Genomic DNA, 16412 nt, shown 5'->3' with positions numbered 1-16412 from the left:
ACCTCCATATATTGCATATGGAGGTTTTTATTTCAGCAGGATTAACTGTTTAAATCAAACCAAATAAATTGGCTGTTTTCATGTGCAGTGAGTGTTGAATCTTCATCAAATAAGTAAGCATCGCCTGCTTTCAGTACTTGACCGGCAATATCAATCTCACCTTCGATCACATGCACATAGTTAAATTTTTGAGTCGCTTTAACTTCTAGGCTGCGATCTTTTTCCAAATACGCTGCTTTGATTTCAGCATTTTGGCGAATGTGCATAGGAGCATCATTATTTGGTCCAACAATCAATTGCCATTCATTCGGTGATTTTTTAGGATCACGTTCGATTTGTTGATAATTCGGTTCAGCATCACGAACATTTGGAATCACCCAGATTTGAAGCATATGAACAGCTTCATCACCTTGGTTAATTTCGCTGTGTTGTACACCAGTACCTGCACTCATCAATTGCCATTCACCTGCATTGATATGACGTTCATTTCCCATACTGTCTTTATGTGAAATTGTGCCTTTCAATACACAGGTCAAGATTTCCATATTGTCGTGAGGATGAGTACCAAAGCCATTGTGTGCGGCAATCGTATCATCATTGATTACACGTAAAGATCCTACACCCATGTATTTTGGGTCATACCAGCTACCAAATGAGAAGCTGTGTTTGGTGTCCAACCAGCCCATTTTGACATGACCACGGTTTTCGCTGCGATGTAAAAAAGTATTCATCTCAAATCTCCAATTCTTTATTTTTTAACATAAGTTGAGTTTAATATTTAAATATATGAGATGAAATAATGAAATTACAACACATTGTTTTGTTTTTGCAACGATGTTTAACAGGTACTTTAAATAAAAAACCAGTGCATTAGCACTGGTTCTATACGGTTAAGTCTTTGATTATTCAAGGAACTTAACGGTAACACCTGATTTCACTTTTTTACCGAGATCATTTGCATCCCAGTTGGTTAGGCGGATACAACCATGCGATGCAGTCTTAGAAATCGCAGATGGGTTTGGTGTACCATGAATACCGAATGATTTTTTGCTTAAACCAATCCAGATATTACCTACAGGTGCATTAGGACCAGGTGGTAATGACAGTGGTTTCAAGTTTTTACCTTGTACAAAGTTGCTCGGTGAGTAGCTGTACCACGGATTACGTGCTACACCAGTTACTTTATAAGTACCTGTTGGTGACGGAGTATCTGAACTACCAATGGTTGCAGGGAACGAGCCAACCATTTGGTTTTGCGCATTAAACAAATACAACTGTTTGGCGCCTTTATGCGCAACGATCAAATGAATGTTTTCAGGTAATTCGTTACGGATATTGGTAACAATGATTTTTTCGCCAACTTTGTTGAAGTTCGCTTTGGGATTAAGTTTCTTTAAGAAATCTTCATCCATATGGAACTTTTCGCCCAACATTTCTGTAACACGTGTGTAGTACAAACCCGGCATTTTTGCTTGTAATGCATAATCATGTGGGATTGATTTTGCATATGGACCTTTTAAGTCCTCCGCAGTGATAGCGTATTCAACAAAAGCTGGTTTGTTGCCTTGTTGAGTCACAAGTGCATCCCAAGTTTCTTTGGTTAATTCACCTGTCGGTTTAATACCATTCATTTGTTGGAATGAAGCAATGGCTTTCAAGGTGTTCATACCACTTGAACCATCAATAGCACCAGGAGAAGCATGAGCATTATTTAACATGACATGCGCACGTGCATAAACAGGGAATTGTCCTCTGCCAATATTTTCATACCATTGAGCGTTGTTTATTCCGTCTAAAGTCCAAGATGCTTTAGCTGCATTCGGATTTGTAGGTGTTTTCGCTGGCGTAGTTTGTGGTGCAGATGGCGAAATTGCTGTATCTGAAGTTTTATCCTCAGTTTTTTCTAAATTCTGTAGCGTGTTTGCTGCTTTGTCCAAATCTTGCTGCTCTTGCGGACTGATCTGTGCTTCTACACTTGAAGCAGAACTGTCAATGGCAAGTGGATCGATAGGATCTTCAACAGGAGCAGCAACTTTTTTAGGCGTTAGCGGTTGCTCAGCTGTAGATGCAGCAAATGCTGTACCTGTTAACACACAGCTTAAACTCAAAGCAAGAATTGAGCGAACGAACATGTAGATCAACCTTAAGAATTATTCATAATTTATGACTAAAAATCTGCTTAAGTATTACAGAATTTATAAGGTGTTGCAGTATTTGTTTTGTGTTAATCATTTTTTTCTATAGACATTTTTGTCCCAGATGAGTTTTGTTTTGTTTTCGTATACAAAATTGCTGCTCAAATCAATAAGCTCAAAACTTTATTGAGAAAAATTTTCAAGAAATGAATATCAGTGGGACCTTTTTGTTATGATGGTGCGAAATTAATATTTGATTGGGAAAGTAAATGACGACCTTAAAAAATGATCGTTTTCTACGTGCCTTATTGCGTGAACCTGTAGATACCACACCAGTTTGGATGATGCGTCAAGCAGGGCGCTATTTGCCAGAATATCGTGAAACACGTGCTAAAGCGGGTGATTTTCTTTCTCTTTGCAAAAATACAGAATTTGCCTGTGAAGTGACGTTGCAACCATTACGCCGCTATGCATTGGATGCTGCCATTTTATTTTCAGATATTTTGACAGTCCCTGATGCTTTAGGTTTAGGGCTTTATTTCGAAACAGGTGAAGGACCTAAATTTCATAAAACTGTGCGTACAGCACAAGATGTCGCAAACTTACCCAAATTTAATGCCAAGTCTGATCTTGCTTATGTCATGAATGCAGTTTCAACTATTCGTTCTGCATTGGCGGGTCAAGTGCCTTTAATTGGTTTTTCAGGCAGCCCTTGGACATTGGCTACCTATATGGTTGAAGGTGGTTCAAGCAAAGACTTTCGATTCACCAAGCAAATGATGTATGCGCAACCCGAAGTCTTACATGCATTATTAGACCGTCTCGCTGATGCCGTAATTGATTATTTAAATGCCCAAATTGAGGCAGGTGCTCAAGCTGTTCAAATTTTTGATAGTTGGGGTGGTGCATTAGCACATCGTGAATATCTAGAATTTTCACTGAAGTATATGCAAAAAATCGTTGCTGGATTAAAACGTGAAAATGAAGGGCGTAAAGTGCCTGTAATTTTATTTACTAAAGGTGGTGGTCAATGGTTGGAACCAATGATCGCGACAGATGCAGATGCGTTTGGTTTAGATTGGACAACACCTTTAAATGTTGCACGTCAAACAGTGAATGGACGAGCAGCATTACAGGGTAATTTAGATCCTGCAACGCTCTATGGCTCAGCCGCGACGATTGCAAAAGCAACTCAGGCAATGTTGGATGATGCCTATGCGAATGGTGAAAAAACAGGTTATGTTGCCAATTTAGGTCATGGCATAACCCAGTGGGTGGATCCTGATCATCCAAAAGTATTTATTGATACTGTACATGATTATAGTGCGAAATATCTAGGCTAAGTGTTTGTTATTAATCATATGATGAACTACTTTAAATCATTGGTTGAATTTCTATCTAAGGCAGCTTCAGCTGCCTTATTTGGTATTTTATTGCTGATCGCATTTATCATCACGGCTAAAATGGGAAGCCAAGAGTTTTACGGTTTTTTCCGTTATGACTATCTTTTGTTTTATGCACTCATTATTCAAGCCTGTTTGCTTTATCTAAAATTAGAATCATGGGCAGAAGCTAAAGTCATTGCTTTGTTCCATATCATGGCAATGGGCATGGAAATTTTCTTGACTCATCCGCAAATTGCTTCTTGGCAATACCCGCAACCTGCTGTATTTAAAATTTTAACTGTGCCTTTGTTTGCAGGGTTTATGTATTCAGCAGTCGGAAGTTTCTTTGCACGATCATTGCGTTTATACCAAGTCTCATTTTTAAATTTACCTCGTTTTGGCAATATGCTGAGTTTAGCTGTGTTGTCTTATATCAACTTTATGAGTAAATTTTTTATTCCAGATTTTCGTAACGCACTGTTTATTTGGAGCGTGGTTATTTTCTGGAAGACTCAAATTCGTTTTAAACTTCAACAGCATGAATTACAACTTCCGATGTTGCCTGTGCTGATTATTTTGGCATTTATTATTTGGATTGCTGAGAATATCAGCACTTTTTATAAAATATGGTTGTATCCGAGTCAGGTCGATGCTTGGCATATGGTGGGTTGGGGGAAACTCGGTTCTTGGTATCTGTTATTGCTTTTAAGCTTGGTCTTGGTGCTTAAGATTTTGGGAAATCGAATGGAAAATGGTGATTGGTCACTTAAAAAATACAATAATTAATTTTTAAGTGATTAAATTTTGATTTGCTTATCTGAATTTATGTGATAAATCTACGTGGGTGTAACATCCGTTGCATAGTTTGCAAAACAACAATTCACATATGTTGTATTAAAAATAATACATATGAAAATTCTGGAGACTTATATGTTAAAAAAAATCGCTTTAGCTGCTGTATTGGCTGCGGGTTCTAGTGCTGCTATGGCTGATCCAGACGTCGGTTGTGGTGTGGGTTCTCAAGTTTGGGCTGGTCAATCTGGTAAAGTACCTAAAATTTTAGCAGCTACCACAAATGGGCTGTTTACTAACCAATTACTCGGTATTACTTTTGGTACTTTAGGTTGTAATGGTAATGGTAAAGTGACTGCGCAAGTGGTTACTTTTACGAATGAAAATTCTGAATCACTGGCACGTGATATGGCTGTAGGACAAGGTGAAAGCTTAACTGTACTTGCATCTTTGTTAAATGTTAAAGATGCTGATAAGGCACATTTCTATGCTGTGGCTAAATCTAACTTTGCCAATATCTATTCAGTAGAAAATCAAAATTCTCTACAAGTATTGGCATCACTTCAACAAGTGATGGCAAATGATGCTGTTTTAAAAGCTTACGTTTAAGCCAGAAAAAACCCTGCTTTGGTGCAGGGTTTTTTTATTCAAAATTATTGCTCAATATACGATTGAAAATGAAACAAGATAAGCTACATGAAACAGGGAAAGTCGTGAGTTGATCCCAACTTATAATTACCACATTTTATAACCATGATAAATTGATGATTGAATGAAATACATAGCACTTAGTTTTAGCGTATTCAGCACATTACTGACCATTTATTCCCATGCAGAAACACCAACATTAGAACAACAGACCTTAGCGAACTATTTGCAACTAGCTCAACAAAAACAATTGGCTGAACAGGTGACATGGAAACGTTTACTTTATGCTGAGGGCACTGCAGAACTTGGATCAAATCAAAAAAAGCGCAATCAAAGTGAAGTCAGCTATTCAGGTTATTTTTATGCTCCAGATGGGCGAACCAATATTCAACATGAGTTAGATGCCGATATCAAAGCATTGTTCCAAAAGGCTGAACCGAATCAATCCATTCGCTGTAAATTTCCTGCCCGAAGCCAATGGTTGATGCAGCAGTTAAATATTACTGAACAACAGTTACCTGTTATTTCTTGTCCGGAATTTGATCAATGGTTTGGACAAATTAAACCTTATAAAGCCACCTTGATCTATGCGACGGATTTTATGGGAAATCCAAGTTCAATGTTTGGACATACCTTACTTCGGCTTGATCCAAAAGATCAGAAGCAATTGAATTTGGTATCTTATGCAATTAACTATGCTGCCACCGTCAATAGTGAAGACAACTGGTCATATGCGTGGAAAGGTCTGGTTGGAAAATATCCAGGTGAATATTCATTAATGCCGTATTATCGAAAAGTAAAAGAATATGGTGATTTTGAAAGTAGGGATCTTTGGGAATATGAACTCAATTTAAATCCAGAGGAAACTGCATTTTTAGTCAAACATATTTGGGAAATGCAAAAAGTCAGCTTTCCTTATTATTTTGTCAGTGACAATTGCGCTTATCGATTGCTTGGTTTACTTGATCTTGTTCGTCCCGATTCAAATTTACGAAAAAAATTTACTTATGCTGCCATACCGATTGAAACCATTAAGGCAATTGATCAACAAGGATTAATTCAAGAAACGGTGTATCGTCCTGCATTAGAAACACAATTAAATTCGCAAGCCAAACAGCATGGTCATCGGCTAGCTAAGATAGCACATGAAGTTGCATCATTAGAACCGCAACAGATGCCACAAGCGATTGCTGCCTATAATGAAGCAGATCGAGCTAAAATTTTAGAAATGGCGTATGACGATTTATACTTACAGTTTGTAGCGCGACAAGTCGATGCAAGCTATACACAGCCACGTTTTAGACAGTTGCTCGGGTTGCGTAGCCAGATTTCAATTGCAAAGCAACGTCAAGCGCCCGCTGAACCTAAGATTAACCCCGTCAAAGGGCATGATGCACGTAAATGGTCAGTTGCTGTAGGTGAGGTTCAAGGAGATAAATATGCTGAGCTTGGTCATCGACAGGCTTATCATGATTTAACTGATCCACAAGGTGGTTTCCGAATAGGGACCCAATTACAGTTCTTAGATGGTGCAGCGAAGTGGCGAAATGACCGTTTAAAGCTCGAACATCTTGATCTACTCACAGTGAATTCGTATAACCCGATTACACCTTTTAAAACACCAATCACATGGGGCTTTACCTTGGGTTGGCAACAAGAAGCAATTCAAAATGGGCAGTTTACGGACCAACAACAACATGGTGTCATGAGTGCAAAAGCGCAGTCTGGCTATACCATTGCGGATGATGATCGGAAACATTTGTGTTATGCCGAGTTGCAAACTCAGTTGCAAGCAGGAAAGTCATTGGATAAGGGATGGCGGCTAGGATTAGGTCCAACTGTAGGTTGTCAAAATATTTGGTCGGATCGGCTGAATAGTGTAGTTCAAGTGGAATTGCCATATTGGCAAGATACAAGTCAGTGGAATTTACGGGTGAACAGCTTGTTTCAATACGCAATAGATTCACAAAATAGTGTGCACCTAAAATGGGAATATCAAAAACAAAATCAAATAGATTGGCAGAAAGTCGGTTTGGGTTTTGTTCACTATTTTTAGGCAGTTACAATCATCGAAAAAATTATCCAAGTAGGTTTTGGATTCGTATTCGAAGGATTTGTTGCCACTTGCGTAAAAAAGGGCTTTTGCATTTTGTAAAATAATCACCTTGATCAAGCTCTCGGATTGTATCGAGATAACCTGCGTCAAGTGCTTCTTCGAGTAGTTTAAAATCCGCAAAAACTTCAGCCTGAATTTGATAAGTTCGGGCGCAGATCAATTCGCCAACTTTATTTTTTAAATATGAAATTTCAGATTTTAGTGTGTTGAGGCTGATATTTTCATCCTCATATAGATAAAGGTGTAATTGTTCTAAGCTTAAGCCCATCGGATTGAGAATTAAAATACAGATGATTTCAAATTGGCGTGGTGTTAGAAGTACAGGCTGGTGATTGATTTTTATTTCATATTGGTTTGAATAAGCTTGGATGGATAAACACTGTATTGGTTCTTGATTTATTTTTTGTACAATCATCTCTGCACATTGCGTTGCAGCCAATTGTCCAAAAATATTTTCTTGTTTAAAACAGTTAAATAAAATCACCTCGCCATAAATATAGTGAGTTTTTAAATCGAAAATAGGAGCTTTGTAAACATATTCATTCTGTGATTCAAAGGGATACTCTATGTGTTGTTGTGAAGGCAATTGACTCGGATGGGATGTACACCAAAACAAACCTTTATACATATCCCAAATTTGTATCGTAATTAAAGCCAAGGATGCGGTATTGAGTAAGTCATTTTTACAGGCAATTAACGCAAATCTTAGCTTTTGATTTGCAAGTGAATCCTTCTGTGTTTGTTTTAGATTTTGATTCAAAGCATCAGTTTTTTCATCCATGGTCTTGGTCACATTGCACTTTATTTGTGTATAAAATCTAAATACTATATTAATTTTATTAAATAAATAGCAACTATGTATTTTTACTCCTTTTAATTTTTGCTTGATGATCTTTTTGTCCAAGTTCTATTTTTAAATGTTCTTCAACTTTTTTCCTACCTTTGTTTGTTAGATTGAAATTGAATCTGTTTTAACGGAAGAAACAGAACACTGATTAAAACAAATGAATAAAAATTGATGTGACCCAAGGAAAGGCACTTTTTTTGCTTATACAAGAAAAGGCAATTAAAAAGGAACGATGATGAGCGATCACAATGAACCATTATCTGTCGGTAAGGCGGGTGATTCCAAAGATTATTTTGCACAAAGAGAACTTAAAAAAGGCGCAGTCGGTTGGCTGTTATTGGTTGGTTTGGGTGTTGCCTATGTCATTTCAGGAGATTTTGCGGGTTGGAATTTCGGGATTGCACAAGGCGGTTGGGGCGGGATGTTTGTCGCGGTTGTTCTTGCTGCCATTATGTATTTATGCATCTGCCTTTCCATGTCTGAAATGTCGACCATGATGCCCACAGCCGGGGGAGGTTATAGTTTTGCTCGGATGGCTTTTGGTCCATTTGGGGGCTATCTGACTGGAACTGCGATTTTGATTGAATATGCGATTGCGCCAGCAGCAATTGCGACATTTATTGGTGCATATTGTGAGTCCCTATTTGGTATTGGAGGGTGGATCATCTATTTGATGTGTTATTTGGTCTTTATGGGGCTTCATTTAAAAGGTGCAGGTGAAGCGCTTAAAATCATGTTTGTGATTACTGCGATCGCCGTCGTTGCAGTTGTGGTGTTTTTAGTGGCTATGGTTCCCCATTTTAATAGTGCGAATTTATTTGATATCGCAGTTGATTCATCAAAAGTAGGTGCAAGCAGCTTTTTACCTCAAGGCTATTTAGGCATTTGGGCAGCAGTTCCTTATGCGATTTGGTTTTTTCTTGCAGTTGAGGGTGTTCCTTTGGCTGCGGAAGAAGCAAAAAATCCTGCACAATCTTTACCTCGTGGTTTGATTGGAGCCATGTTGATTTTAGCTGCATTTGCTATTCTGATCTTAATTCTCAGTGCTGGCGCAGCAGGTGCAAGTGTATTGAAAGACTCAGGTGCGCCGTTGGTGGATGCACTTGTTAAAGTTTATGGGCATGGTTGGTTAGCCAATTTTGTTAACTTTGTCGGTTTGGCAGGTCTAATCGCAAGCTTTTTTTCCATTATCTATGCCTATTCACGACAAATTTTTGCACTTTCTCGGGCAGGTTATTTACCGACTTCGTTGTCTTTGACCAATAAAAACAAATCGCCTTATTTAGCTGTAATTATACCAGGCATTATCGGTTTCTTATTATCACTAACCAAACAGGGTGATCTGCTGATTTTAATCGCAGTATTTGGAGCAACGATCTCATATGTATTGATGATGATGGCACATATTAAGTTGCGCATTTCTCAACCTGATGTATATCGCCCATATCGAACACCAGGAGGGATTGTAACCTCAAGCATTGCTTTGATTTTGTCGGTTGTTGCAGTGGTTGCAGGATTTCTTGTTGATCCTAAAGTATGGTTTATTGCTTTGGGGATTTATGTGGTCTTTATTCTGTATTTTCTAGTATATAGCCGCCATCATTTGATTTCAGGGACACCGGAAGAAGAGTTTGCCAGTATTAAGGCAGCAGAACAGGAATTATAACTATGGCTTATCGGCACAATGTTGCACAGCAACAATTTATTTTCCAAGACTTAAAAACTTTAATGGCAAAGGCGACACCGCTGCGTTCTGGAGATGAATTGGCAGGCGTCGCTGCTAGCAATGCAACAGAACGAGTAGCGGCACAAATGGCACTTGCCGAAGTCCCGTTAAAAACCTTTTTAAATGAGGCTGTCATTGATTATGACAAAGATGACATTACGCGCCTCATTATGGATGAGCATCGTGCAGATTTGTTCGCACCAATTTCACATTTTACTGTAGGTGACTTTAGAAATTGGTTGTTAAGTGAAGAAGCAACGGCTGAGACACTGGCAAATTTAGCCAAGGGGCTTACACCTGAGATGGTGGCTGCTGTCAGTAAAATCATGCGCAATCAAGATCTGATTCTGGTGTCCAGTAAGTGCGAAGTGGTCACACAGTTTCGTAATACGATTGGCTTGAAAGGGCATTTATCTACACGCTTACAACCCAATCACCCGACCGATGATGTATTGGGAATTTCTGCAAGTTTATTGGATGGTTTAATGTATGGGAATGGTGATGCGGTCATTGGCATTAATCCTGCCACAGATAACTTACATAATCTCTCTGAGTTGCTCAAACTGCTTGATCACATTATTCAAGAGTATGAAATTCCAACCCAATCTTGTGTATTGACTCATATCAGTTCAGGCATTCAGCTTGCAGAACGAAATATTCCCATTGATCTGATGTTTCAATCAATAGCAGGAACACAATTAGCAAATGATGGTTTTGGAGTAACGCTCGACTTGCTCCAAGAGGGCTATGAAGCGACTTTGGCACTGAACAGGGGAACAATTGGTCAAAATGTCATGTATTTTGAAACAGGACAAGGCAGTGCCTTATCCAGTAATGCTCATCATGGCGTAGACCAACAAACCATTGAAGCACGGGCTTATGCTGTCGCACGTAAATACAATCCTTTATTGGTTAATACTGTAGTCGGTTTTATTGGTCCTGAATATTTGTATGACGGCAAACAAATTATTCGAGCCGGTTTAGAGGATCATTTCTGTGGCAAGTTACTCGGTGTGCCTATGGGATGTGATATTTGTTATACCAACCATGCCGACGCAGATCAAAATGATATGGATGTGCTGTTAACTTTATTTGGTGCGGCAGGCATCAATTTTATTATGGGCATTCCCGGTTCAGATGATGTGATGTTGAACTATCAAACCACTTCTTTCCATGATGCGCTGTATTTACGTCAGTTAATGGGCTTAAAACCTGCCCCTGAATTCTCAGCTTGGTTGGATCATCAGGGCATTTTTCATCAAGAACAACGCCAGATTCAATGGCCGAATAGTATGCCTAAAAATTTTGCTAAATTATTATCGTAAAAGGAGCATCAAGCATGAAGCTCTCCAAATTTGAAACCTTCTCTAATGGTCTGTATGAAGACCCGTGGCACAAACTCAAACAATATACCGATGCGCGAATTGCAATGGGGCGAGTCGGCTGCAGTATTCCGACTCAAGAATTACTTAATTTTCAGCTGTCACATGCTCAAGCCAAAGATGCTGTTTTTCATCAATTGAATATTGAAGATATGCAGCACAAGCTGACGGATTTAAACTTTCAAAGCCTTGTGGTCGAAAGTAAGGTAACAAACAAAGAAATTTATTTAAAACGCCCAGATTATGGACGTCAGTTATCTGAACAATCGCAAATGCAATTAACCAATTATGTGGCTGACCATCCGCAACAATATGATGTATGTATTGTCGCAGGTGATGGACTTTCCGCACGTGCCATTGAGGAGAATGCAATTGCCTATATCAACTCGTTACGGGAGCATATTGTTGCTGAAGGATGGACACTTGCCCCGATTGTGATCGCGACAGGAAGTCGAGTTGCCTTAGGAGATGAAGTAGCTCAAACCTTCAATGCCCCAATGCTAATTATGTTGATTGGCGAACGTCCGGGTTTAAGTTCACCTGATAGTATGGGGATTTATTATACTTGGAAAGCTCGGAAAGGCTGTTTGGACTCAGGTCGAAACTGCATTTCCAATGTAAGACCTGCGGGATTAAGCATTCAAATTGCAACTCAGCGTTTAATGGCACTCATGCGAAACTCATTTAAATTACAACTTTCAGGCGTTGATTTAAAAGATGATCATGTGGTGCCTTTGCAAAATAATCAACAGCCTCCCAAATTGTTATTTTAATTGTCAATATTACTTTTTCATTACAATTTTAAGTACCAAGCAATATCTGAATCATATTGGGTATTGCTTTTTTTCTTCTCTGGCAAAGCCTTAGGGGGCATCTTGGCATAAAACGTCACCGTGCAATACTTTGGTGAAACTTTATACAATTGAACAATCTCTAAGCGCAGTATAAAACAATAAAACAAGTTGTACGTCCGTATTGTAAATATCGAATGAGCTACTCACTGCTAATTGTTAAGAAAAATAAATACAAGGAGTTGAAATGTCTGCTTTAAATATACCCCAACCGATCACTGCCATGATTCCACGTACATTATTTGATTCGGAACATGAACAATTTCGTCAAACAGCCCGTCGTTTCTTTGAAACAGAAATTGCACCTTATCGGGAACAGTGGGAAACACAGCAACATCTTGACCGACATTTATGGCAGAGAGCTGGAGAATTAGGTTTGTTGTGTTGCACGATGCCAGAACAATATGGAGGGTCGGGTGTTGATCGATTATATTCAATGATTTTAATGGAAGAACAAGCCAGAGTAGGTGACTCAGCTTCGGGATTTGCTTTGCACTCGGATATTGTTGCGAATTACCTTAATAATTTTGGAAATGAACAGCAGAAGCAACAATGGTTGCCACTTATGGCAACGGGTGAGGTCATTGGAGCGATTGCAATGACAGAACCAGGAACAGGTTCAGACTTACAAGCGATTCGAACCACTGCAATAGAAGATGGAGACGATTATATCGTCAATGGATCTAAGATTTTTATTACCAATGGCTACCTATGCGATATCGCTATTGTCGCAGTCAAAACGGGCAAAGGGGAAAGTGAAGCACAAAATGTTTCATTGCTGATTATCGAAGCAAGCCGTACTGGTTTTACCAAAGGTAAACCACTGAAGAAAATTGGTTTGCATGGACAAGATACTTGTGAACTCTTTTTTGATCAAGTTCGTGTTCCAAAATCGAATCTTCTCGGTATGGAAGGTTTGGGTTTTATCATGTTAATGAAAGAATTGGCTTGGGAGCGGATGATGATCGGAATTATTTGTGCTGCAGGCGCAGAGTTTGCCTTGGCAAGTACTGTTGAATACACCAAGCAGCGCAAAGCTTTTGGCAAACCGATTTCCGTATTTCAAAATACACGGTTTAAATTAGCCGAAATGCGCGCAGAAATACAGATTGCACGGACCTATATTGATCAATGTATGCAATTGGTCTTAAAAAATGAATTGTCTATAGAGGCTGCCTGTACCGCTAAATACTGGGTTTCCGATCTTGCTTGCAAAGTAGTAGACGAGTGTCTACAACTTCATGGTGGGTATGGTTATATGCTGGAATATCCTATTGCCCGTGCCTATTTAGATATTCGACCAAATCGAATTTATGGTGGTACCAATGAAATCATGAAAGAACTGATTTCACGTACGATTTAGCATTACAACTACAGTCATTGTTCAAAATAACAAGATATCAGTCAAGGAATCGAAATGTCAGAATTACGCTTTGATGGTCGTGTTGCCATTGTTACAGGGGCAGGTGGCGGCTTAGGACGCCAACATGCGCTTACACTTGCTGCCCAAGGTTGCAAAGTGGTTGTCAATGATCTTGGTGGTGGTGCACATGGTTCTGGTCAATCCTCAACTGCAGCAGACAAAGTGGTCGATGAAATCCGGGCAATCGGTGGCGAGGCTGTCGCAAATTATGATTCTGTTGAAAATGGTGAAGCGATTGTGCAAACAGCTTTAACGCATTTTGGAACAGTGGATATTGTGATTAATAATGCTGGTATTTTAAGGGATGTCAGTTTTGCCAAAATGACCGAACAGGATTGGGATTTAATCATGCAGGTACACTTAAATGGATCAAAAAGTGTATCTCATGCTGCATGGTCAATTATGCGTGAAAAAGGTTATGGACGAATCATCATGACCACCTCTGCCGCAGGAATTTATGGTAATTTTGGTCAGGCAAATTATTGTGCTGCCAAACTGGGGATACTGGGTTTAGCCAATTGCTTGGCGGAAGAGGGACGCAATAAAAATATTTTAGTTAATACAATTGCGCCTTTGGCAGCATCCCGTTTGACAGAAACTGTGATGCCAGCAGATTTGCTTGCCTTACTTCAACCAGAAGCTGTGAGTCCTTTGGTTGCTTGGCTCGCTCATGAAAACTGTAAAGAAACGAAGGGTTTATTTGAGGTGGGTGCAGGTTTTATGGCAAAACTACGCTGGGAACGCAGTGAAGGTTATGTCTTTCCAAATCAGCATGTATTGAGCGTTGATGATGTTGCCCGACAGTGGGACAAAATTACTGATTTCACGACATCCACTCACCCAAGTTCAACCACAGAATCATTTACCCCAATTCTTGAAGGTATTCAACACCCTAACTTAGGGGGGAATGAATTTATTGACTTAGATGTCGCATCTAAAGCCCAACTCGAAATTGAGTCAAGTTATGATGAACGTGATTTATCTTTGTATGCACTCGGGATTGGGGCAGCTCAAAATCCTTTGGATCATTCAGAACTTGCCTATGTCTATGAGTTGGGGAGTGAATTTCAAGCTTTCCCGACTTATGGTGTGATGCCTCAAATGAATGCCATGCTGAATATGGCTAAACAGGGTATTACCTTGCCAGGCATGAATTATGGTTTTGATCGGGTCTTACATGGTGAACAATATACTGAGATCAAACGACCACTGCCACCGCATGCAAAATTAACACATACCTTTAAGTTAAAAACTGCTTATGATAAAAATCCGAATGCAGTGATTACTTTTGCGATTTCTTCTAAAGATGAAAGTGGTGAAGAATTAATTTATAACGAAATGACAGCATTTGTCCGCGGCGCTGGGGGATGGGGAGGTGATCGCGGTGACTCCTTAGCGACCAATATTGCCCCTGATCGTGAACCAGATGCTGTCATAGAAGAAAAAACGGATATCAACCAGACTCTATTGTATCGTTTGTCAGGAGACTGGAATCCATTGCATGCAGATCCAGCTTTTGCCAAAGCTTTTGGCTTTGATCGTCCAATTTTGCATGGTTTGTGTACTTTTGGTTTCAGTGGAAGACATGTGATAAAAGCATTTAGCAACAATGATGGTCGCTATTTTAAAAGTATTAAAGTACGTTTTGCGAAAAGTGTTTATCCTGGAGATACACTATTGACCAAGATGTGGAAAATTTCTGACACTAAAATTATTTTTGAAACATGGGTCAAAGAGCGAAACGAGATCGTCATCAAAAATGCAGCGGTTGAATTGTATAGCGAAATTCCACAAGCCAAAGTTCATGCTCCAGATATGGCACAGTCTTCAGAGAAAATAGCGGATCCCCCTCAAGAAAGTTCATCTGAGCCAACACGATTAATCGCTGAAGATGTATTTAACGTCATTGCAGAACAAATCGCACAACATCCTGAGTGGGTGGATAAAACTAAAACCCAATTTTTATTCAAACTCAAAAATCCAGATTCAATATGGACGTTGGATTTAAAAAATACGCCTGCTTCATGTATACAAAGTGAAACTGCCCATCCAGATGTCATCTTGGAAATGGACGAAGTGCATTTACAAACAGTGGTGACAAGCACTTTAGCTGATGTACAGAAACTTTTTTTTGGGGGGCAATTAAAAATTTCTGGCAATGTCATGGCATCGAATAAGCTCATGATATTACAGAAAATTGATCCTTCAAGTTTTGAAGCGGCTAAAAAGCAGCGTATGGCTACGGCAAAAGAGCATTTATCAACCGCTTCTGATTCAGATACTTTAACTGCTATGCATCGTGAGATTACGCTTGCAGATGTTTTTACAGCTGTAAACGAATATATCCACATGCATCCAAACATGGTCGAACGCACGAATACAACATTTCAGTTCAAGATTAAACATCCTGAATCGTCATGGTTTATCGACCTAAAACATGACTTGGGCGGTGCAGGTGCTGGGGAGATTGCTGTCCCTGATGTGACCTTAGAAATGGATGAGCAACATGTAGAGACTATATTTAATGGCTCGCTTGCTGATGTGCAAAAGTTATTTTTTAGCGGACAGCTCAAAATTTCAGGAAATGTGATGGCATCCAATAAACTGGTCATATTACAGGATATGGATAAAAAACTGATTGCTCAGGCAAGAGATCAACGGGTAGCAGCAGGTCAAGCGCCAATACAAGCTTCGATTTCTTCTCATCAGCAGACGACAACTAAACAGCAAGCCAAAGCATCTGAATTTTTGAGTAAGTTGCAAACCTGTTTTCAAATACATGCTGAAGTACCTTATGTTTATCAGTTTCATATTACTGAACCACAGCAATCTTGGAAGATAGACTTTGCCAATGGCACTGTGCAACAAGGTGATGATCCCAATGCTGATGTGATTTTAACATTAACGGATCAGCATTTTTATGCACTGGTTTCAAAGCAACGAGATTTACGTGATTTATATCAGCATGGTGAGCTGATGATAGAGGGTGCTATTCGATATATTCAGCATCCTGCATTTTTGCAAATCCTGACAGACAGTTTTGCGGCTACAGCAGATCGTATATGAAGTTAAAAATAAATAAGCGTTGAATAGATACAACTAGAAAT

At 39.3% G+C, this 16412-nt stretch carries 12 protein-coding genes; 9 read left to right on the top strand and 3 right to left on the bottom strand.

What is annotated here, in order from left to right; genetic code table 11:
• Positions 1-41 precede the first annotated feature (41 nt).
• Both AAV97_RS19480 and AAV97_RS19475 read right to left on the bottom strand, forming a co-directional pair.
• Positions 42-731, bottom strand: coding sequence for a pirin family protein (locus AAV97_RS19480; RefSeq protein ID WP_046761478.1), 690 nt, complete (start codon positions 729-731; stop codon positions 42-44).
• A 171-nt stretch (positions 732-902) separates the two neighbouring features.
• Positions 903-2132: a L,D-transpeptidase family protein gene (locus AAV97_RS19475; protein WP_004828919.1), complete on the bottom strand. Its 1230-nt coding sequence runs from the start codon at positions 2130-2132 to the stop codon at positions 903-905.
• Positions 2133-2404: 272 nt separating this feature from the next.
• On the opposite strand from AAV97_RS19475, the gene hemE reads away from it, so the two are divergent.
• The 4 genes from hemE to AAV97_RS19455 all read left to right on the top strand — a co-directional run bounded on the left by hemE (position 2405) and on the right by AAV97_RS19455 (position 7016).
• Positions 2405-3478, top strand: a complete 1074-nt coding sequence (gene hemE, locus AAV97_RS19470) for a uroporphyrinogen decarboxylase (protein ID WP_046761477.1) — start codon at positions 2405-2407, stop codon at positions 3476-3478.
• 21 nt (positions 3479-3499) lie between these two features.
• Positions 3500-4306 (top strand): DUF817 domain-containing protein, encoded by an 807-nt coding sequence (locus tag AAV97_RS19465; protein ID WP_171249402.1) that lies wholly within the window; start codon positions 3500-3502, stop codon positions 4304-4306.
• Between the two features lie 144 nt (positions 4307-4450).
• Positions 4451-4921, top strand: a complete 471-nt coding sequence (locus AAV97_RS19460) for a DUF3015 family protein (protein ID WP_046761476.1) — start codon at positions 4451-4453, stop codon at positions 4919-4921.
• A 163-nt stretch (positions 4922-5084) separates the two neighbouring features.
• Positions 5085-7016 carry a DUF4105 domain-containing protein gene (locus AAV97_RS19455; protein ID WP_046761475.1) on the top strand — a complete coding sequence of 644 codons (1932 nt, stop codon included), beginning with the start codon at positions 5085-5087 and terminating at the stop codon, positions 7014-7016.
• Positions 7017-7038: 22 nt separating this feature from the next.
• Here the strand turns inward: AAV97_RS19455 and AAV97_RS19450 are convergent, their stop codons facing one another.
• Entirely contained in the window at positions 7039-7857 is an 819-nt protein-coding gene (locus tag AAV97_RS19450; RefSeq protein WP_046761474.1) for a helix-turn-helix domain-containing protein, read from the bottom strand.
• Between the two features lie 301 nt (positions 7858-8158).
• On the opposite strand from AAV97_RS19450, the gene eat reads away from it, so the two are divergent.
• From eat to AAV97_RS19425, 5 genes are all read left to right on the top strand, one after another.
• Entirely contained in the window at positions 8159-9589 is a 1431-nt protein-coding gene (gene eat / locus AAV97_RS19445; protein ID WP_046761473.1) for an ethanolamine permease, read from the top strand.
• Between the two features lie 2 nt (positions 9590-9591).
• A complete protein-coding gene (locus tag AAV97_RS19440) occupies positions 9592-10974 on the top strand; it encodes an ethanolamine ammonia-lyase subunit EutB (protein WP_004828909.1) in 1383 nt (460 codons plus the stop codon).
• A gap of 14 nt (positions 10975-10988) precedes the next feature.
• The gene (eutC, locus tag AAV97_RS19435) at positions 10989-11804 is read left to right on the top strand and encodes an ethanolamine ammonia-lyase subunit EutC (protein ID WP_046761472.1); all 816 of its coding nucleotides are present in this window, start codon (positions 10989-10991) and stop codon (positions 11802-11804) included.
• A gap of 265 nt (positions 11805-12069) precedes the next feature.
• The gene (locus AAV97_RS19430) at positions 12070-13245 is read left to right on the top strand and encodes an acyl-CoA dehydrogenase family protein (RefSeq protein ID WP_046761471.1); all 1176 of its coding nucleotides are present in this window, start codon (positions 12070-12072) and stop codon (positions 13243-13245) included.
• Positions 13246-13299: 54 nt separating this feature from the next.
• Complete coding sequence (locus tag AAV97_RS19425; protein WP_046761470.1) at positions 13300-16371, top strand: peroxisomal multifunctional enzyme type 2; 3072 nt, start codon at positions 13300-13302, stop codon at positions 16369-16371.
• Positions 16372-16412 lie beyond the last annotated feature (41 nt).

The sequence above is a fragment of the Acinetobacter sp. Ag2 genome (assembly GCF_001005515.1).
Taxonomy (GTDB): Bacteria; Pseudomonadota; Gammaproteobacteria; order Pseudomonadales; family Moraxellaceae; genus Acinetobacter; species Acinetobacter bereziniae.
The sequence above is the reverse complement of the archived record's forward strand: the minus strand, read 5'-3'. Positions and strand labels throughout refer to the sequence as shown.

What these genes read in the sequence shown, in the direction of transcription:
- AAV97_RS19460 (WP_046761476.1), top strand. Translation starts at nt 4,451, where the DNA reads ATGTTAAAAAAAATCGCTTTAGCTGCTGTATTGGCTGCGGGTTCTAGT.
- AAV97_RS19430 (WP_046761471.1), top strand. Translation starts at nt 12,070, where the DNA reads ATGTCTGCTTTAAATATACCCCAACCGATCACTGCCATGATTCCACGT.
- AAV97_RS19475 (WP_004828919.1), bottom strand. Translation starts at nt 2,132, where the DNA reads ATGTTCGTTCGCTCAATTCTTGCTTTGAGTTTAAGCTGTGTGTTAACA.
- AAV97_RS19455 (WP_046761475.1), top strand. Translation starts at nt 5,085, where the DNA reads ATGAAATACATAGCACTTAGTTTTAGCGTATTCAGCACATTACTGACC.
- AAV97_RS19440 (WP_004828909.1), top strand. Translation starts at nt 9,592, where the DNA reads ATGGCTTATCGGCACAATGTTGCACAGCAACAATTTATTTTCCAAGAC.
- AAV97_RS19425 (WP_046761470.1), top strand. Translation starts at nt 13,300, where the DNA reads ATGTCAGAATTACGCTTTGATGGTCGTGTTGCCATTGTTACAGGGGCA.
- hemE (WP_046761477.1), top strand. Translation starts at nt 2,405, where the DNA reads ATGACGACCTTAAAAAATGATCGTTTTCTACGTGCCTTATTGCGTGAA.
- eutC (WP_046761472.1), top strand. Translation starts at nt 10,989, where the DNA reads ATGAAGCTCTCCAAATTTGAAACCTTCTCTAATGGTCTGTATGAAGAC.
- eat (WP_046761473.1), top strand. Translation starts at nt 8,159, where the DNA reads ATGAGCGATCACAATGAACCATTATCTGTCGGTAAGGCGGGTGATTCC.
- AAV97_RS19480 (WP_046761478.1), bottom strand. Translation starts at nt 731, where the DNA reads ATGAATACTTTTTTACATCGCAGCGAAAACCGTGGTCATGTCAAAATG.
- AAV97_RS19465 (WP_171249402.1), top strand. Translation starts at nt 3,500, where the DNA reads ATGAACTACTTTAAATCATTGGTTGAATTTCTATCTAAGGCAGCTTCA.
- AAV97_RS19450 (WP_046761474.1), bottom strand. Translation starts at nt 7,857, where the DNA reads ATGGATGAAAAAACTGATGCTTTGAATCAAAATCTAAAACAAACACAG.